This is a genomic window from Affinibrenneria salicis (genome assembly GCF_008710095.1).
Genome location: NZ_VYKJ01000001.1, coordinates 97,124 through 116,031, shown reverse-complemented (window position 1 = coordinate 116,031; position 18,908 = coordinate 97,124). Strand labels below are relative to the sequence as shown.

General features: G+C 57.7%; 16 protein-coding genes and 1 riboswitch. Of the genes, 6 read left to right on the top strand and 10 right to left on the bottom strand.

Annotation, left to right across the window (positions count from 1 at the left end):
- The first annotated feature begins 5 nt into the window (after window positions 1–5).
- Complete coding sequence (gene cysM / locus FJU30_RS00505) at window positions 6–893, top strand: cysteine synthase CysM (RefSeq protein WP_150433493.1); 888 nt, start codon at window positions 6–8, stop codon at window positions 891–893.
- Between the two features lie 52 nt (window positions 894–945).
- Here the strand turns inward: cysM and FJU30_RS00500 are convergent, their stop codons facing one another.
- Together FJU30_RS00500 and FJU30_RS00495 are read right to left on the bottom strand one after the other, a co-directional pair.
- Window positions 946–2,898, bottom strand: a complete 1,953-nt coding sequence (locus tag FJU30_RS00500; protein ID WP_150433492.1) for a MacB family efflux pump subunit — start codon at window positions 2,896–2,898, stop codon at window positions 946–948.
- A 2-nt stretch (window positions 2,899–2,900) separates the two neighbouring features.
- The gene (locus FJU30_RS00495) at window positions 2,901–4,109 is read right to left on the bottom strand and encodes an efflux RND transporter periplasmic adaptor subunit (protein WP_150433491.1); all 1,209 of its coding nucleotides are present in this window, start codon (window positions 4,107–4,109) and stop codon (window positions 2,901–2,903) included.
- 185 nt (window positions 4,110–4,294) lie between these two features.
- Between FJU30_RS00495 and FJU30_RS00490 the strand changes: the two genes are divergently transcribed.
- Together FJU30_RS00490 and FJU30_RS00485 are read left to right on the top strand one after the other, a co-directional pair.
- Complete coding sequence (locus FJU30_RS00490) at window positions 4,295–4,975, top strand: response regulator transcription factor (protein WP_150433490.1); 681 nt, start codon at window positions 4,295–4,297, stop codon at window positions 4,973–4,975.
- Window positions 4,976–4,977: 2 nt separating this feature from the next.
- The gene (locus FJU30_RS00485; protein WP_191091510.1) at window positions 4,978–6,387 is read left to right on the top strand and encodes an ATP-binding protein; all 1,410 of its coding nucleotides are present in this window, start codon (window positions 4,978–4,980) and stop codon (window positions 6,385–6,387) included.
- 472 nt (window positions 6,388–6,859) lie between these two features.
- Here the strand turns inward: FJU30_RS00485 and crr are convergent, their stop codons facing one another.
- The 5 genes from crr to cysZ form a co-directional block, all read right to left on the bottom strand.
- Window positions 6,860–7,369, bottom strand: coding sequence for a PTS glucose transporter subunit IIA (crr, locus tag FJU30_RS00480; RefSeq protein WP_150433488.1), 510 nt, complete (start codon window positions 7,367–7,369; stop codon window positions 6,860–6,862).
- Window positions 7,370–7,409: 40 nt separating this feature from the next.
- Complete coding sequence (gene ptsI / locus FJU30_RS00475; RefSeq protein ID WP_150433487.1) at window positions 7,410–9,137, bottom strand: phosphoenolpyruvate-protein phosphotransferase PtsI; 1,728 nt, start codon at window positions 9,135–9,137, stop codon at window positions 7,410–7,412.
- Between the two features lie 49 nt (window positions 9,138–9,186).
- Entirely contained in the window at window positions 9,187–9,444 is a 258-nt protein-coding gene (gene ptsH / locus FJU30_RS00470; protein ID WP_150433486.1) for a phosphocarrier protein Hpr, read from the bottom strand.
- Between the two features lie 566 nt (window positions 9,445–10,010).
- Window positions 10,011–10,979, bottom strand: coding sequence for a cysteine synthase A (gene cysK, locus FJU30_RS00465; RefSeq protein WP_150433485.1), 969 nt, complete (start codon window positions 10,977–10,979; stop codon window positions 10,011–10,013).
- 287 nt (window positions 10,980–11,266) lie between these two features.
- Window positions 11,267–12,019, bottom strand: coding sequence for a sulfate transporter CysZ (gene cysZ, locus FJU30_RS00460; RefSeq protein WP_150433484.1), 753 nt, complete (start codon window positions 12,017–12,019; stop codon window positions 11,267–11,269).
- A gap of 220 nt (window positions 12,020–12,239) precedes the next feature.
- Between cysZ and zipA the strand changes: the two genes are divergently transcribed.
- Window positions 12,240–13,214, top strand: a complete 975-nt coding sequence (gene zipA / locus FJU30_RS00455) for a cell division protein ZipA (protein WP_150433483.1) — start codon at window positions 12,240–12,242, stop codon at window positions 13,212–13,214.
- A gap of 103 nt (window positions 13,215–13,317) precedes the next feature.
- Window positions 13,318–14,571: an L-methionine/branched-chain amino acid transporter gene (gene yjeH / locus FJU30_RS00450; RefSeq protein WP_150433482.1), complete on the top strand. Its 1,254-nt coding sequence runs from the start codon at window positions 13,318–13,320 to the stop codon at window positions 14,569–14,571.
- A gap of 184 nt (window positions 14,572–14,755) precedes the next feature.
- Here yjeH and ubiK read toward each other — a convergent pair whose 3' ends face one another.
- Window positions 14,756–15,034, bottom strand: a complete 279-nt coding sequence (ubiK, locus tag FJU30_RS00445; RefSeq protein WP_150433481.1) for a ubiquinone biosynthesis accessory factor UbiK — start codon at window positions 15,032–15,034, stop codon at window positions 14,756–14,758.
- A 145-nt stretch (window positions 15,035–15,179) separates the two neighbouring features.
- A riboswitch (FMN riboswitch) is annotated at window positions 15,180–15,333 on the top strand.
- Between the two features lie 128 nt (window positions 15,334–15,461).
- On the opposite strand from ubiK, the gene ribB reads away from it, so the two are divergent.
- The gene (gene ribB / locus FJU30_RS00440) at window positions 15,462–16,115 is read left to right on the top strand and encodes a 3,4-dihydroxy-2-butanone-4-phosphate synthase (protein ID WP_150433480.1); all 654 of its coding nucleotides are present in this window, start codon (window positions 15,462–15,464) and stop codon (window positions 16,113–16,115) included.
- A gap of 237 nt (window positions 16,116–16,352) precedes the next feature.
- Here the strand turns inward: ribB and FJU30_RS00435 are convergent, their stop codons facing one another.
- Both FJU30_RS00435 and FJU30_RS00430 read right to left on the bottom strand, forming a co-directional pair.
- Entirely contained in the window at window positions 16,353–17,603 is a 1,251-nt protein-coding gene (locus FJU30_RS00435) for a multifunctional CCA addition/repair protein (RefSeq protein ID WP_150433479.1), read from the bottom strand.
- Between the two features lie 464 nt (window positions 17,604–18,067).
- Window positions 18,068–18,688, bottom strand: a complete 621-nt coding sequence (locus FJU30_RS00430) for a TIGR04211 family SH3 domain-containing protein (RefSeq protein WP_150433478.1) — start codon at window positions 18,686–18,688, stop codon at window positions 18,068–18,070.
- Window positions 18,689–18,908 lie beyond the last annotated feature (220 nt).

Sequence of the window (18,908 nt, the reverse complement as noted above, 5' to 3'; positions counted from 1 at the left end):
ACGGAGTGACAACGCTGGAACACTATATCGGCAATACGCCGCTGGTGAAGCTGCAGCGCCTGACTCAGGGCTGCGACAGTGAGATATGGCTGAAACTCGAAGGGAATAATCCGGCCGGTTCGGTAAAAGATCGCGCGGCGTTCGCCATGATCCAGCAGGCGGAGCGACGCGGCGAAATCTCGCCCGGCGATGTGCTGATCGAAGCAACCAGCGGCAACACCGGCATTGCGCTGGCGATGATTGCGGCGCTGAAAGGCTACCGGCTAAAACTATTGATGCCGGATAACATGAGTCGGGAGCGTCAGGCGGCGATGCGCGCCTATGGCGCGGAGCTGATTCTGGTGCGTCGGGAGCAGGGAATGGAAGGCGCGCGCGATCTGGCGCGGCAGATGGCGCGTTCGGGGCAGGGCAAGGTTCTCGACCAGTTTAACAATCCCGATAACCCCTACGCGCATTTCACCACCACCGGGCCGGAGATTTGGCGCCAGACGGCGGGACGGTTGACCCACTTCGTTTCCTGCATGGGCACTACCGGCACGATCACCGGCGTCGGCCGCTATCTTAAAACGCAGAGCGACCGGGTGCAGATCGTCGGCCTGCAGCCGCAGGAGGGCAGCAGCATTCCGGGGATTCGTCGCTGGTCGCCAGCCTATGTGCCCGGCATCTTTCAGCCGGAGCTGGTCGACCGCACTCTGGATATTTCTCAGCAGGAAGCGGAGCAGACGATGCGTCAGCTGGCGCAGCGCGAAGGGATCTTTTGCGGCGTCAGCTCCGGCGGCGCGGTGGCCGGCGCGCTGCGCGTGGCGCGCCGCAATCCGGGCAGCGTGATCGTGGCGATTATTTGCGATCGCGGCGATCGTTATCTATCGACCGGCGTGTTTGAGCGCGACTAATCGGCCCCGATCTGTAGCGCGACGGCTGGCCGGGCCCGTTGCGGCCGACGTCTTATTCCCGCTCCAGCGCGTGAATCGGCTCCATCGCCGCCGCTCGCCGGGCCGGGAAGAAGCCAAAGATAATGCCGGTCAGACTGGCGCACAGAAAGGCGGCGACGATCGACGCGGTGGAGTAAATCATCGGAAAATTGCGGCTGATCGAAGCGGCGGCCGCGCCAATTCCCAGCGACAGCGCCACGCCCGCCGTTCCGCCCAGCAGACAGACCAGCACCGCTTCGATTAAGAACTGCTGCATGATATCGCTGGTCCTTGCGCCGACCGCCATACGCACGCCGATTTCCCGCGTTCGTTCGGCGACCGACACCAACATGATATTCATCACGCCGATACCGCCCACCAGCAGCGAAATAAACGCGATCGCCGAGACCAGCAGCGTCATGGTCGAGGCGGTCTTCTCTATTGTCTGACGAATGCTGTCGGTGTTCATCACAAAGAAGTCTTTGGCGCCGTGTCGTCGGGTCAGCACGCGGGTAATGCCCTGTTCGGCCACGCTCAGGCTGATATTATCGTTAACCCGCACGGTGATGCTTCTCAGGTACGACTGGCCGATCATGCGTTTCATCGCCGTGGTGTAGGGCAGCCAGACATTCAGATTCTCATCGCTGCCGAAGCCGCTCTGGTTCTTCTGCACCACGCCGATAACCCGCACGGGCAGCGTGCCGGCGAGGATCACCTTGCCTATCGGGTTCTCTTCCGGCCGAAATAACTTATTGCGGGTGTTTTGATCGATTACCGCTTCCTGACTCAGGGCGATCACGCTGGCGTGCGGGAAGGCGATCCCTTCGGCCAGACGGTAGCCGCGCACCATGAAAAACTGTTCGCCGACGCCGCTGACGCTGGCCGATACCGAGATATTGCCGTAGCGCAGCGTAACACTGCCGGAGACCGACGGCGTGACGCTGTGGACATAAGGCTGCCGCGCCAGCACGTCCGCATCGCTGGCGCGCAGCGTCTGGATGGCGGCGGAGCGCATATCGCCAAAATCTTTGCCGGGGAAAATCTCCAGCGTGCTGGTGCCCATCGCGCTGATATCGGCCAGCACCCGCTGCTGCGCGCCGTTGCCCAGCGCCACCACCGACACCACCGAGGCGATGCCGATGATAATGCCCAGCATGGTCAGGAAGGTGCGCATGCGCTGGGCGTTCATCGCCAGCAGCGCCATCTTAAAGGCGTCGAGAAAACGATCGCGCGCCTGACCAAAGGTGGAAACGCCGTCGGACGCCGGCGCCGCGCGCGCCAGCGTCGGGCGGACGCTCGGTCCGGTTTGCCGATCGGCGATGATCTCGCCGTCGTGGATCTCGATAATACGCTGGGCGTGGCTGGCGATTTGCATATCGTGAGTGACGAGTACGATGGTGTGTCCCTGACTGTGCAAATCCTTCAGGATCGCCATCACGTCGTTGCCGTTGCGGCTATCCAACGCGCCGGTCGGTTCATCGGCCAGAATGACTTCTCCGCCGTTCATCAGCGCCCGCGCAATACTGACCCGCTGTTGCTGACCGCCGGACAGCTGGCTGGGGCGCCAGCTCAGACGATCGGCCAGGCCCAGCCGCGTCAACAGTTCCGTCGCGCGCCGTTGACGCGCCGCGCGTTCTCTGCCGACGTAGATGGCCGGAACTTCCACATTGCCGCGTGCGTTAAGATCATTGAGCAGATGATAACGCTGAAAAATAAAGCCAAAGTGCTCACGCCGCAGTTCGGCCAGTTGGTCGCTTTGCAGCGCCTGGGTAGCGCGACCTGCGACCCGATATTCGCCGGAAGAAGGCTTATCCAGACAACCGAGAATATTCATCAGCGTGGATTTTCCCGAACCGGAGGCGCCGACGATCGCCACCATCTCACCGGCATTGATCGTCAGGTTAATGTTCTTCAGCACATGAACCTGCTGCTCCCCGTTGAGAAACACGCGGTTGATGGCGCAAAGCTGGAGTAGCGCGTTGTTCATGCTCACAACCTCATCGGCGGGCCGGGACGGCGCGGCGCGCTGGCGTCGGATTGAGGGGACAGCCGGCTGACGATTACATTCTCGCCTGCTTTCAGGCCGCTGACGATCTGGGTATAAACATTATCGTTCAGCCCGACGGTGACGTTTCTCTGCTCTATTCGCCCCTGATCGTCGACCACCTGCAGCGTGGCGTGAGGGCCGAATGCGTCGAGCGCGGTAGCCGGCACCACCACGGCGTCCTTCACCGAGTTGAGCAGAATATAGACCTGAGCGGTCATGGAGATACGCAGCGTACCCTGCGGATTATCCACGTCGAACAGGCCGTTATAGTAAATTGCGCTGGATGAAGTGGAGCTGCTGCTGGTGCTGCTGCTGGAAGACGAGCTGCTGCTGTCGCTGCTGATCGAGTCCGGCGCGGGTTCAATGGCGCGCAGCGTGGCGTGGTAGCGCTGCGCCGGATCGCCGAGGATGGTGAACCAGACCGGCATGCCGGTTTTCACCTTAATCACATCGGCTTCGGAAATCTGCGCTTCGACGGTGACGGTATCCAGATTGGCGACTTTGGCGATGGTGGGCGTACTTTGCGCGGCGTTGACCGTCTGCCCCTCTTCCACCGGAATGGCGACCACGGTGCCGTCCATCGGCGAAACGATACGGGTATAGCCGAGGTTGACCTGCGCGGTGTTGACCGCGATTTGCGCCTGCACTATCTGGGCGTCCAGCGCGCTGATTTCGGCCTGCGTCACGTCCAGCTCGGCCTGAGCGCTATCAAAATCGATCCGCGCGCCGAGCCCGCGCGCCGCCAGCCTCTGCTGGCGCTGCCAGTTCAACTGGTTATTGCGCAACGTCGCCAGCCTGGCGTTGCGCTGGGCCTGAATATTTTTCAGCGCGGCTTCGCTGTCTTTGAAGGCGTTCTGCTGCGTCAGGTCATCGATTTCGGCGATGAGCTGGCCCTTTGTCACCTTATCGCCCAGCGCGACATGCAGGGTTTTGATCTGGCCGGTAGCCTGCGCGCCGACGCTGACCAGCTTCTGCGCTTCGATGGTGCCGTCGGCCAGCACGGTTTGTTCCAGATCGCGCACTTCGGCGCGCGCTGTGATGTAGTCCGGTTGCGCGGTGGAAGGCGCAAAGATAACGTACAGTAAGATAGCCAGCAGAATCAGACACAGAACAACCAGGGATCTGCGAGGCGATAACAGACGTGATGGCATAAGATGGCAACATCCTTATATAAAGCCGCAGGGCAAGGGGGGCATTCGACGGTATAATTTACTCTGCCGATTATGCCTGAAGGGTAAGTTTTTACGCTCAAAAAGGTAATGATTCCGTAAATCAGGCTGCACATAATGATAGCAGGCATGAGAATGCCGCAGACAATTGCTTATGAGGACAGGCTATGAAAATTTTGCTGGTCGATGATGATGTTGAGCTGGGAAATATGCTCAGTGAATACCTGCGGGCGGAGGGGTTTAACGCTTCCAGGGTACTGACTGGCAAAGAGGGGATCGAAGGCGCGATGTCGGGCGAGTATACCGCCATGATCCTCGATATCATGCTGCCCGATATGAGCGGGATCGACGTGTTGCGTCGGGTCAGAAAAAGCCGGCGCCTGCCGGTCATTATGCTGACGGCGAAGGGCGATAACATCGACCGGGTCATCGGGCTTGAGATGGGCGCGGATGACTATATGCCGAAGCCCTGTTATCCGCGCGAGCTGGTGGCCCGGCTGCGGGCGGTGCTGCGCCGCTATGACGAACAGCCGAAGCGCGAGGATCACAGCGGCGTGGCCGTGCATGGCGAACTGGTGCTGAACCCGGCGACGCGCACCAGCGAATGGCGCGGGCAGCCTTTTGAACTGACCGCCTCGGAGTTCAATCTGCTGGAACTGCTGCTGCGTTCGCCGGAACGCGTGGTCTCCAAAGATGAGCTGTCCGAAAAAGGGCTGGGAAGACGGCGCGAGGCCTACGATCGCAGCGTGGATGTGCACATCAGCAATATTCGTCAGAAACTGGCCCAGCTTGAGGGCAACGCCATGTCGATTGAGACGGTGCGTAGCGTAGGCTACCGGATCCATTGATTATGCGCGGCAGGTTGTTCTGGAAAATTTTGCTCGGCTTTTGGGTGACGTTTATCGTCATCGCTCAACTGCTGTGGCTGGCGTTTTCGCTGTACGGCGAACGGCCTGAATCGCCGGAGCATAACGCGCTGCGGCACATCGTCAATTTGCAAATGGGCATGGCGGAACAGGCTCTGCGGCAGGGCGGGCTGCCCGCCTACCATGCGATGGTTGAACGCTGGCCGGCCAGCGAGCGCGAGTATATTACGGTCAACCTGAGCGGTGAATTGCCGCTTAACAACGACGACATGTCGTGGGAGAAGCTATTCGATCAACTGCCGGAGGACGATACCTATCGTCAGTTGGACGCGCTGTTGCCGGACTGGGCGTCCGACGAGCAGGACCTGATATCGGAGCTTGAGGTTAACGGGCCGCACGGTGAAAACTTTACCGTGCGTTATGACATCGAGACGCTGCGTGATGAACTGCACCCCAATATGCGGGGGAAAATTCTCAACATTCCTGAACCGATGCTGTGGCTGGGCGGTCTGGGCGGTCTGCTGTTCAGCGCTCTGCTGGCCTGGAACCTGACCCGCCCGCTGAACCAACTGCGCGCCGGTTTCGAACGGGTGGCGCAGGGCGATCTATCGGTGCGATTGCTGCCGAAAATGCGCCGGCGCCACGATGAGTTGAGCGAGGTGGCGCAGGATTTCGACTCGATGGCCGCAAGACTGGAGGTGCTGGTCAGTACCCGCGAGCAGCTGCTGCATGACGTCTCGCACGAGCTGCGTTCGCCGCTGGCGCGTCTGCAGCTGGCTATCGGGCTGGCGCACCAGAACCCGGAAAATGTGGCGGCTTCGCTGCTGCGCATTGAGCGCGAGTCATCCCGTATGGATAAGATGATTGGCGAGCTGCTGGCGCTGTCGCGAACGGAAAATTCGCTGGAGGAGGAGGAATATTTCGACCTGCTGGGGCTGGTGACGGCGGTGGTGAACGATGCGCGCTACGAAGCGCAACTGCCGGGCATCGAGATAAAACTGCTGACCAGCGAAGATCCCGACGAAGACTATACGGTGAAGGGCCGCGCTGAGCTGATTCGCCGCGCGGTGGACAATATCGTGCGCAACGCGCTGCGCTTCTCCTCGCGCGATCAGGTCGTGAGCGTGCGGCTGAGCGGCGACGAGCAGCTGTGGACGATCAGCGTCTGCGACAGCGGACCGGGCGTGGAAAACAGCAAGCTATCGAGTATCTTCGATCCCTTTGTGCGTATCGAATCCCCTCTCTCCGGTAAAGGCTACGGTCTGGGCCTGGCCATCGCCCGCAAGGTTATGCAGGCGCACGGCGGCTATATCGAGGCCAGCAATCGGGAACATGGCGGGCTGGAAGTCCGGCTCTGCCTGCCGCGCTGGCAGTTAACGGAAGGCAACAAATAACGTCCTGCAGGTTGCGAGCGGTCGGCCTGCGGCTCAGCGCTTTTCGTCGCTTCGGGCGTTATTTTACGGCGCTCGTTGATCGCGTTGCCCCGGGCGGGCGAAATCTTCTTACGCCACTACACGCCATGCGGCGTTTCGGGCTGACGGCGGCGTTTATAATGCAAGTGCACTGCACGGGCAGGCAGAACGTGAAGCAAAAAGCCGCCTGCTATGAAGGCGGCTTTGACACGGTTCACTGACCCGGGGCGAAAAAAGTTTATCCACCATGCCTCAGCCTTGTTCCTGAGCGCATGATCGGTAAAGAGACGTCACTGTATTTCTGAGCCATCCCGGCGTAAGGCGAAACATTTCCTCACGGGCTTTCTTCGGGCGCCCTACAGGAACATTCCCCATCTCACCGCGGTGAGATGGTTTAAGCCCGGCCATAAAAATGGCGCCCAGAGGCGCCATTTTTCACGGTTAAAAGCAGCGATTATTTTTTAATACGAATAACCGGCGTTTCACCGACCACAACCTGACCAGTCAGTTTCGTCAGCTCTTTGATCTCATCCATATTGGAGATGACCACTGGCGTCAGCGTCGATTTGGCCTTTTCCTCCAGCAGCGACAGGTTAAATTCGATGATCACATCGCCTTTCTTAACGCGCTGGCCTTCTTCGGCAATACGTTTGAAGCCTTCGCCTTTCAGTTCGACGGTATCAATACCGAAGTGAACGAACAGTTCAATGCCGCTGTCCGATTCAATCGAAAATGCGTGATTGGTTTCAAAAATCTTGCCGATGGTGCCGTCAACCGGAGCAACCATTTTGTTGCCGTTCGGTTTAATAGCAATGCCGTCGCCGACAATCTTCTCGGCAAAAACGACATCAGGCACATCTTCAATATTGACGATTTCACCTGACAGCGGTGCAATAATCTCTATGCTGCCCGTGTCTTTTTTGTCGTCAGAAACCAGAGATTTCAGTTTATCGAACAAACCCATGATTTTCTCCTAAGAATTAATATTGGGCTAGCAGAGTGAATCAGCAGAGCGTTTTTTCTTTGATGAATTTACTCACCAGATTACTCAACTCTTGCGCTGTCGGCTGGGCTAGCGCCTGCACCGCCAGTGCCTTCGCATCTTCGTAATTCGCATTACGAATGATCTTCTTGATGCGCGGAATAGAGATCGCACTCATACTAAACTCGTCCAGACCCATCCCCAATAACAGTAGTGTAGCACGTTCGTCGCCTGCGAGTTCACCACACATGCCAGTCCATTTCCCTTCGGCATGAGAGGCGTCGATTACCTGTTTAATCAGGGTCAGCACCGCAGGTGACATCGGGTTGTAGAGATGAGAAATCAGCTCATTACCGCGATCTACTGCCAGAGTATACTGGGTTAAGTCGTTTGTCCCAATACTAAAGAAGTCAACTTCTTTGGCCAGATGATGGGCGATGGTGGCCGCGGCCGGCGTTTCTACCATCACACCCACTTCAATGGTCTCATCGAAAGATTTGCCTTCTTCGCGCAGCTGCGTTTTCAGCAGCTCCAGCTCGCCTTTCAGCTCGCGCACTTCTTCAACGGAGATAATCATCGGGAACATGATGCGCAGCTTGCCGAAAGAGGAAGCGCGTAAAATGGCCCGCAGCTGGGTATGCAGAATTTCTTTGCGATCCAGACAAATACGAATGGCGCGCCAGCCGAGGAACGGGTTTTCTTCTTTCGGCAGGTTCATATAAGGCAGGTCTTTATCGCCGCCGATATCCATCGTACGCACGATGACGGACTGCGTGCCCATCGCTTCGGCGACGGCCTTATAGGCCTGGAACTGCTCTTCTTCGGTTGGCAGCGCGTCACGGTCCATAAACAGGAATTCGGTGCGATACAGGCCGACGCCTTCCGCCCCGTTGCGTTCCGCTCCGGCGACATCGCGTACTGTACCGATGTTGGAGCAAACTTCGACCTGATGGCCGTCCAGCGTAATCGCCGGCAGATCTTTCAGTTTGGCCAGTTCATTTTTTTCGTTGATGTACTGCGCCTGCTGCGCTTTCAACTCGTCAATTTCTTCCGCGGTCGGGTTGACGTAAATCTTGTTGTTGACGGCATCCAGAATCAGATAGTCGCCGTTTTTGACCTTGCGGGTTACGTCGGTGGTGCCGACAATAGCCGGGAGCTCCAGCGAACGGGCCATAATCGACGTATGAGACGTGCGGCCGCCCAGATCGGTGATAAAGCCCAGGACTTTGTCCAGATTGAGCTGAGCCGTTTCTGACGGCGTTAAATCGGTGGCGACGAGGATCACTTCGTCTTTGATGTCGCCCAGATCGACAATGTTCATGTCGAGGATGTTTTTCAGCAGGCGTTTGCCGATGTCGCGCATATCGGCCGCGCGCTCTTTCAGATACTCATCGTCCAGCTCTTCAAGCGCTTTAGCCTGATTTTCAACAACGGTGAAGGCGGCAAAATCGGCGGAAACATGCTCTTCTTTTATCAGGGCTATGATTTCCTGCTCAAATTCTTCGTCTTCCAGCAACATAATGTGGCCTTCGAAGATTGCTTCCTTCTCGGCTCCCAGCGTTTCGCCAGCCTTTGTCTTGATCGCTTCCAGCTGCGCAGATGCTTTAGCTCGACCGTCAAGAAAACGCTTAACTTCCTGATCGACTTGATCCGCGGAGATTTTTTTCCGGTTGATGACAATCTCATCTTCTTTCAATAACAGCGCGTTACCGAAAGCAATGCCCGGTGATACTAATATGCCTGAAATCATAACCCTACCTTTACCAGTTACTGATGTTGACTAAAAAGACCGGGCTTTATTACTCAAGCTCTGCCATCAGTTTAACCAGATGCTCAACCGCTTTCTGCTCATCTTCGCCTTCCGCCGCGATGCTCACCACGGTGCCCTGAGTCAGACCAAGGGTCTGCAGCTTAAACAGGCTTTTGGCGCTGGCGCTTTTACCATTGGATGTAACGGTAATGTCAGAGGTAAAACCTTTAGCTTCTTTTACGAACTGGGCTGCCGGACGGGTATGCAGGCCATTAGGCGCGGTAATAGTCACTTCTTGCTGGAACATTATATTTTCCCCAACTTATTGGATTAGATTAATGTTGTGGCGCTAAAGTTTAGCTGAGGCACTGAACTTTAGCCTGTTTGGTTAGCACCTGATATGTTACAGGGGCAGGCCGGGATGCGGCAAGGAAACGTCAACCTGTTTCGAAACGTCTTCCATGAATATACCTTTCTTCCTTCAGGTGTGGGGACGCCGGCTTCCCTTGCCCCGGCCGCCTGAACCTGCAAGCGCCTGGAATTCGTTCGGTTGCCGCCTTCCTGCATGCTGAAGTTTGTCCGGTATAGAATATCACCAATTTTCAACAGGGGCTTTCTTCTGTCGGTCCTGACTATCGTAATACAAAGACAGCGCTTGTCATCTGTCGTTCAGTAAAATCGATTCAGCCAGAATCACGAACCGGTAGATATTAATTTCACGCATCAAAATAATTGGTTGGTTAAATACTAAAACTCGAGCATAAAATCAATGTTCAGGTGGGCTAAAGTTTGATGTAGCCCACAAAAAAGCACCCCTGGAGGTGCTTTTTTGTAACAAAATGTCGAATTTGCGAAATCCGCGCACCCGTGAAATTACTGTTGTAATTCCTGCTCGGTGAACAGATCGGCAAACAATGCGGTACTCAGATAGCGTTCGCCGGACGAGGGCAGGATCACCACGATGTTCTTGCCTTCGAACTCTTTTTCCTTCAGCAGGTGCAGCGCGGCGGCGACGGCGGCGCCGGAGGAAATACCGGCCAGAATGCCTTCTTCTTCCATCAGTCGGCGCGCGGTGCTGATGGCTTCTTCGTTAGTGATTTTTTCCACGCGATCGATCAGGCTCAGGTCGAGGTTGCCTGGAATAAAGCCTGCGCCGATGCCCTGAATTTTATGCGGACCGGGCTTGATCTCTTCGCCGGCCAGCGCCTGGCTGATCACCGGCGAGTCTGTCGGTTCGACGGCCACCGAGATGATCGCTTTTCCCTTAGTCGTTTTGATATAGCGGCTGACGCCGGTTAACGTGCCCCCGGTGCCTACGCCGGCGATGAAAACGTCCACTTGCCCGTCGGTATCTTCCCAGATTTCCGGACCGGTGGTTTTTTCATGGATTTCCGGGTTGGCCGGGTTGCTGAACTGCTGCAGCAGCAGATAACGAGACGGATCGCTGGCGACAATCTCTTCCGCTTTGGCGATGGCCCCTTTCATCCCTTTGGCGCCTTCGGTCAGCACCAGTTTGGCGCCCAGCGCCTTAAGCAGCTTGCGGCGTTCGATACTCATGGTTTCAGGCATGGTCAGCGTCAGCTTATAGCCACGCGCGGCGGCGACGTAAGCCAGTGCAATGCCGGTATTGCCGCTGGTCGGCTCAACGAGTTCCACGCCCGGTTTCAGCACGCCGCGTTTTTCCGCGTCCCAGATCAGATTGGAACCGATACGGCATTTGACGCTGAAGCTCGGGTTGCGGGATTCTACTTTAGCCAGGATGCGTCCGTTACCGATACGGTTCAGTCGAACCAGCGGCGTATGGCCGATTGTATAGGAGTTGTCTTCATATATCTTGCTCATAGCCTGTCCTTATAACTGTTAACTGTATGAAATTTTTGCGAACATGAAGAGAATACTCGTTCAGTTTCGTCAGGGAAGGAAAGAATTGGTATATCGTTATGTTCTTAAGAAATATATTTTAATTACAACGTGTATTTATCATCCCTCGGTCGTCCGGGATGTCGGTTTCTCCCGCACGCCCCGGTTTATCCCCTGCGAGACGCGTCAATCTCGGGTTTTGTACCGCCGGGCTGACGCAGTGCGCCGCCCGGCTTGTTCGTGAATTGCGGCGGCAGGACGGAGCCGCGTCAGTGTTGCTGGCGGTAGCGATCGACCCACAGCGCGGTGGCGCCGCATACGGCTACCGGCATCACAATCAGATTAAGTATCGGGATCAGCATCACCACGCTGATCAGCGAGCCAAACTGCAGATTACTGATTTTATGCTGGCGCAGCGATTTGCGCATCAATGGAAAACTGATTTTGTGGTTATCGAACGGATAGTCGCAATACTGGATAACCTGCATCCAGGCGCTGAACAGGAACCACAGCACCGGCACCACCGTCTGGCCGATTACCGGAATGAAATAGAGGATCAGCAGAATGATGATGCGCGGCAGATACCAGCCGAGTTTCTGCATCTCGCGTTTCAGGGTGCGAGGCACGTCTTTTAGTGCGTCCAGCAGGCCGCCGTCGGGCAGTGGTTGCCCGGTCAGGCGCGCCTCCAGCTGTTCGGCCAGCAGGCCGTTGAACGGCGAGGCGATAATATTGGCCACGGTACTGAACAGATAGCTGAAGACCAGTAAAATAGAGATAACCGCCAGCGGCCACAGCAGGTAGCTCAGCCACTGCAGCCAGTCGGGAACATGGCTCAGCAGGCCGGGGATCCAGTCATTGAGTCGGGTAAACAGCCACCAGAACGCGCCGCCCATAAGCACGATGTTAACCAACAGTGGAAGAATGACAAAACGCCGGAGTCCCGGCTGGGAGATCAGTTTCAGTCCGACAAAAAAATAGTGAAATCCGCTGCGTGGTTTATCAAGGTGTTGCGAAGCAGTCATGTCCAGGAAGTCTCATGGATGAAGAGGAGTAACAATCATATCGGTATGATTTTCTGCTGGCTAGTCTGGCTTTGGATGAAAAAACAGCAAAAAAGTGCGTTGTATCTATCTTTCTTGTCATAAAGTACCGTGCAGACTTGCACTTGTGTACGAGGGCAAATAGAGTTAGTGAAGTAAATGTTTGCCGTGGTGGCAATGTATTGGAACAACCGGGATTGCAATGATGCAGGACTTGCGTCTGATATTAATCGTTGTTGGCGCGATCGCTATAATAGCGCTGTTACTGCACGGCTTGTGGACCAGTCGTAAAGAGCGTTCGTCCCTTTTTCGCGACCGGCCGGTCAAGCGTCTGAAAACCAAACGCGAAGAAACGCCGCTCGAAGAGCTGGATGAAGGCGTGGGAGAAGTGCGGGTCAGACGCGCTCGCCCGGAACCGGAAGATGACGGGCCGGAACTGGGACAGTACGCCTCAACCCCGGAAGCGCGCGACGGGCAGCCGCCTGCGCGGCAATCCGCTCCGGCGCCGTTCTCCGCTCCGGCGCCGTTCTCCGCTCAGTCTGCGACATCATCGCGTTCCGGCTACGACCCGCTGCTGGGCGAAGAAGAAGACGAAGACGAATCCTCCGCGTCTGACGCGCGCCCGCGTCGCGAACCAACCGTTCCGTCTTTCTCCGCGACGTCGGACTCCGTTGATGAATCGCATGACGAGGGCGAAAACGCGGCGCGCGACGGCTCTGCGCCGTCGGTTGCCGAGCCTGCCGCGCAGGCCGAACCGAAAGAAGCGGTTCTGGTGCTGCACGTCAGCGCGCATCACGGCAGCGTAATCGGCGGCGAACTGCTGCTGCAGAGCGTGCTGCAGGCGGGGTTCCAGTTCGGTGAAATGAATATTTTCCATCGGCATGTCAACCCGGCCGGCGCGGGACCGGTGTTGTTCAGTCTGGCGAATATGGTTAAACCGGGTTCCTTTAACCCGGATGAAATGTCCGAGTTTTCCACGCCGGGCGTGTCCATTTTTATGATGGTGCCTTCCTACGGCGACGCCAGTCAGAACTTCAAGCTGATGCTGCAGTCCGCGCAGCGTATTGCCGATGACGTCGGCGGCATGGTGCTGGACGATGAGCGTCGCATGCTGACGCCGCAAAAAGTTGAAGAGTATAAAGCCCGTATCCGCGATGTGCTGAAAGCAAACAGCTGACCGTCATACGATGCGGCCATGAAAAGCCTCCGCTTGCGGGGGCTTTTTGTCATCATCTCCTTGCCCGCTGACAGGGATTGTTAATTAAAGCGTGGTGCCGTTTGTGCCTGAAACAAAACGTTTAAAACAGGAGCTGGGATTATTGCAGGGAATCGGCCTGTTATCGACTTCGCTGTTGGGAACCGGCGTGTTTGCCGTGCCGGCGCTGGCGGCGCAGTTGGCCGGCGCCGATAGTCTGTTCGCCTGGCCGCTGTTGATCCTGCTGGTGTTTCCCGTGGCTATCGCTTTCGCTTCTCTTGGCCGCCATTTCCCCAGCGCTGGCGGCGCCGCTCACTTCGTTCATCTGGCCTTTGGGCCGCATATGGCGCGGGTTACCGGCTGGCTGTTTCTGTCGGTGATTCCTGTCGGGCTGCCGGCGGCGTTACAGATCGCCGCCGGATTCTGGCAGGCGGCGTTTGGCTGGAGCGCGCGCGAGCTGCTGCTGGTCCAGATCGCGACGCTGGTCGCCATCTGGCTGCTCGGTCTGCGCAGCGCCGGTTCCAGCGCCAATATCCAGAGCATCATCGCCCTGCTGGTGGTGGCGTTGGTGGCGGCGATTTGGTGGCGGGGCGAGATCGGGCTGGCGGATATCGCCTGGCCGACGGCCGGCAGCTTTTCCTGGCCCGCAATGTCCGGCGCGTTGGCGGTAATGTTCTGGTGTTTTGTCGGGCTGGAGGCCTTCGCCCATCTGGCGACCGAGTTCCGTCATCCCGAACGTGATTTTCCGCGCGCGTTGTTGGCCGGTATGCTGCTGGCCGGGGTGATTTACTGGGGATGTACCGTCGCGGTATTGACCTTTCACGCGTATGGCGCGCACATGGCGGCCACCGCGTCGCTGCCGGGGATCGTGGTGCGGCTGTTCGGCGCGCAGGCGTTGTGGCTGGCCTGTATCGTCGGCTATCTGGCCTGTTTTGCCAGCGTGAATATTTATACTCAAAGCTTTGCCCGTCTGCTGTGGTCGCAGGCCCGTCAGGGCAGCGCGCTGGCGACGCTGTCGGCCGGGCGGACGCCGGCCAATGCGTTGACGCTGGTGGTGGCCTGCTGTCTGCTGTTTAGCCTGTTGGTTTACTGGCTGTCTTTGCCGCTGGATCTGCTGATCGTCTACGCCAACGGCATTTTTGTGCTGATCTATCTGCTGTGCATGCTGGCGGGCTGTCGTCTGTTGCGCGGGCGATCGCGGCTGATGGCGCTGATCGGCAGTGTGTTGTGCATCGCGCTGCTGGCGATGATTGGCTGGAAGTCGCTATATGCGCTGGGTATGCTGGCGGCGCTGTGGCTGTGTTTACCGAGACGAGCGCGCGTGGCGCTTTCTCATTAATCAATCGCCGGATGCCTCCGGGCGGAAGGGCGCGCCAATATGTCGTCCGGCGGGCGGGGAGAGCCGGGACCGGTGGTGTGTCGCACGGCGGCCGGAACGGCGCCGAAAACCGCCGGCACGTCGGCAATGGGCTGAATGAAAGGCATAACCCTCCCGCTCGGGCGACGGGAGGAGGCTGGCGCTTTCAGGCGCCGGGCGCGTTGTCGTCCGCGACTGCCGTCGTCTGTTGTTGTTCCAGAACGGCCAGCCGTTGCTCCAGCAGGGCTAATTTTTCACGCGTGCGCAGCAGAACCTGAGTCTGAATATCGAACTCTTCGCGATTCACCAGATCCAGACGGGTGAGCTGTGACTGCAGTACCTGGCGGATTTTTTTCTCAACGTCTTCGCCAAACTCCCGGATCCCCTTTGGCATGGACTCATGCACCTGACGGGCTATCTGCTCAATCTTTTTCGGGTCAATCATGCTGCTTCCTGATGTGTTTATCTAACAATGAATGACATAAGTGTAATGCGTGTTGCTGGCGGGATAAACTAAAACCGGAACGAAGTGCGATAAATCGGGACTGCGATCAATTGCCCTGTCCGGGCAATAGCGCTATAGTGAAAGCGCTTATTCTCAGGGCGGGGTGTAACTCCCCACCGGCGGTAAACCAGTGCCTTACTGGAAGCCCGCGAGCGCTCAGACATTCCCTGTGTTTGAGGTCAGCAGATCCGGTGTAATTCCGGAGCCGACGGTTATAGTCCGGATGGGAGAGAGTAACGATTTTCGTCGGGCCGGCAGGCCCGCCCGCGTTATTTTATCTGCCGCCGTCTCCTGCGGGATGATGGGTGGCCGCTCCTCAAGTTCGCCCTGGTTCTGGTAATCCATAAATTTATTGAGGTTTTTTACCATGAATCAGACATTACTTTCTGAATTTGGTACGTCGGTTGAACGCGTTGAACGGGGCCTGGCGGCGCTGCGTCAGGGGCGTGGGGTGCTGGTGCTGGATGATGAACAGCGCGAAAACGAAGGCGACATGATCTTTGCCGCGCAAACCATGACGGTAGAGCAAATGGCGTTGACGATTCGCCACGGCAGCGGCATCGTTTGCCTGTGCGTTACCGAAGAGCGTCGTCAGCAACTGGATCTGCCAATGATGGTGGCCCATAACTCCAGCCATTATCAGACCGCCTTCACCGTCACTATTGAAGCGGCCGAAGGGGTCACCACCGGCGTATCCGCCGCCGATCGCATTACCACCATCCGCGCGGCCATTGCCGATAACGCCAAACCCAGCGATCTGAATCGTCCCGGCCATGTCTTCCCGCTGCGCGCGCAGCCCGGCGGCGTATTGACCCGCGGCGGTCATACCGAAGCCGCGGTCGATCTGACGACGCTGGCCGGATTGAAACCGGCCGGAGTGCTGTGCGAACTGACCAACGATGACGGCTCCATGGCGCATGCGCCGGAGGTGGTCGCGTTCGCCAGACAGCACGGTATGCCGGTGCTGACTATCGAAGATCTGGTCGCTTATCGCCAGGCGGCGGAACGTAAAGCCAGCTGAGTCCGGTCCGCAGAACAGAAAGGGCGGTCTATGACCGCCCTTTCTGTTTATCCGATTGATATGCAGAGTCGCGCCGCGTTATTCGCATAGCCCGTTTGGGGATGGACTGCGCGCAGACAAATGCCGCGCATGTTGAACGGAGTTCCATCGCCGCGCGGGCTGAATGCTGCTCGCGTCCGGGCGACCTCGGACAAGACGATGACGCCGGCCGTGACGATTATGCGCGTCTGGCCGCTGTCAGTCTCCGGGCTGTTCCTGCTCCGCGTTCTGCGCCAGCTTCCAGTCGTCCAGCGCTTTAATCCGGCGGCGGCGCAGTTCGTTACGGATATTGATCCCCTGAAACCCCGCGGCCACCACCTCAGCGCTATTGACGCTACAGGCGACGCGGAACACCTCGCGCAGGTAATCGCCCTGCGGATACGGATTCTGCTCGAATCCGGTGCGGCCGCGCGCGTCGGCCTCGCTGGCGATGATCATTTGCTCCAGCCGATGAGGTTTACGCCAGACGTCCGTGGCGTCAAACAGTTTGAGCAACGTTTTCGGCTGCAGAATCTGTACGGTATGGATCAAGTCGTGATATTCAGCCACCAGCCGCGCGAGATCGCGAATAGGGTTCGGTACGCGCAGACGCAGACACATCTCTTCAATCAGTCTGACGCCGGCCGGTCCGTGTCCGTGATGACGCGGCCACAGTTCGCGCGGGGTAAGCCCTTTGCCCACGTCATGACAGAGCGTAGCAAAGCGGACATCGATCTCCGGGCTGAGCTGCGCGGCGATGGCCAGCGTCATCAGCATATGAATGCCGGTATCGATTTCCGGGTGCCATTTAGCCGGCGCCGGTACGCCGAACAGACGATCGAGCTCCGGGAATAAGACCGCCAGTGCCCCGCAGTCGCGCAGCGTCTGGAAATAGATCTGGGGATGGCGGGTAGACAGCGCCTTTTCCGTTTCCTTCCACACGCGCTCCGGCGTGAGCGCGGCCAGTTCGCCGCTTTGCACCATCTGCTGCATCAGCCGTTGGGTTTCCCCGGCAATGGTAAAATCCAGATGGGCGAAGCGCGCGGCGAAACGCGCAATCCGCAAGACACGCAGCGGATCCTCGCTGAAGGCGTCAGAGACATGGCGCAGCACGCGCTGTTGCAGATCGCGTTGTCCGTGATAAGGATCGATGAATGAACCGTCCGGCGCCTGCGCAATGGCGTTGATGGTCAGATCGCGGCGCAGCAGGTCGTCTTCCAGCGTGACGTCCGGCGCGGCATAGCAGGTGAAGCCGGTATAGCCGACCCCGGCCTTGCGTTCCGTTCGCGCCAGAGCATATTCTTCATGATTTTCCGGGTGCAGGAAGACCGGAAAATCTTTACCGACCTGCTGATAACCCAGCTGCAGCAACTGTTCCGCGGTTGCGCCGACGACAACCCAGTCGCGTTCGCTGACCGGCAGATTCAACAGGCTATCGCGCACCGCGCCGCCAACCAGAAATACTTTCACTACCTGACTCCTGAAATTTATTGGCTGTACCCGTCACTCTTCAGGCCGCAGGCGAGTTGGCTTTATCGCCCGGTTTTCCCCCGGCCTCGCCTTCGGGACCGCCGCAGCGTGCCTTCCCGCAACCCGAATTATTTAAGGGATGTATATATACATACTATACCCTTACATACTTCAAGCTGCAGGAGCGTTGGTTTTGTGACTCGCCCCATCCATGGACTTGTCCTTGCAGGGCCGCCGCCAGCGGCGTTCAACTCGGCTCCCGACAGCGTTGTCGCGCTCTCCGGTCGCTTACTGGTATAAGCGCCAGGGGATTAATGGGAGATATCCCGTTTCTGCCCGAAGGTCGGCCGCCGGCAGGACGCATTCGTTGTCGACGAATGCGTCCTGCGTCACCGTCTTGCTGTCACTTGAATTATTTTGGGATATGCCCGGTTTACCGGCGCGCTGGCCGGTAAACTGCGCGGTCAGCCCATCCAGCGGTCGTTCTTCTTACGCCGCGGGATGATGTGCGGCAGGATCAGGCCCAGGATCAGACCGGCGCCGGCCACGCCGCCGCCGTACAGGAACCATTGCAAAATAATGGTGCGCTGCTTGTCATCCAACTGCACGTTGGCGGCGTCCACTTTTTTCTGCGCCACGATCAGCTGGTTCTTCAGATCCTGGTTTTCTTTCTGTAGCCCGCTGATTACGTTATCGCTGGCGGAAACCTTCTGCTGCATATCGGCCGTGCGCTGATTCCAGCTGCTATCGATATTGCTCAGTTTGCTGGTCAGCTCCCGCACCTGCTGTTCCAGTTCCGGCACCCGGGTACGCAGGCTGGGCGTTTCGTTCAGCTGACTGAGCGGGATCCAGTTGGTGCGATCTTTGGCGTCGCGCACCTGGGCGTAGCCCGCTTCTTCGTTAATACTCAGCACGGTGACTTCGTCGCCGGCGTTCAGCGTACCGGTTATGCGATATTGGTTGCCGGGGCCGCTGTGGACATAGGTCTGCAGTTCATCGGAAACGTAACGTCTCTCTTCCGCGTGCGCAGTCCAGGTTGCAGTCAAACTGAATAACGTAAAGCAAATAAGACGTAATTTCTGCATAAGATCATCATGTTGCGTGAGTTGTCAGGTGATAGTAGTGGCTTAAGTCTGACGAGGCAATGAATAATCCGAAATGAGAACACTCTTACTCTTGCTTTCCTGTCCGCGCAGCGCGCCTTTCGCACGCCGATTTTTGCTCAGCGGATTGCGGCAACCGGAGGTAAGCTACGGTAATATGGTGTCTGCCGGCGCAGGCTCGCGTATCTCCTTCATCTTTCAG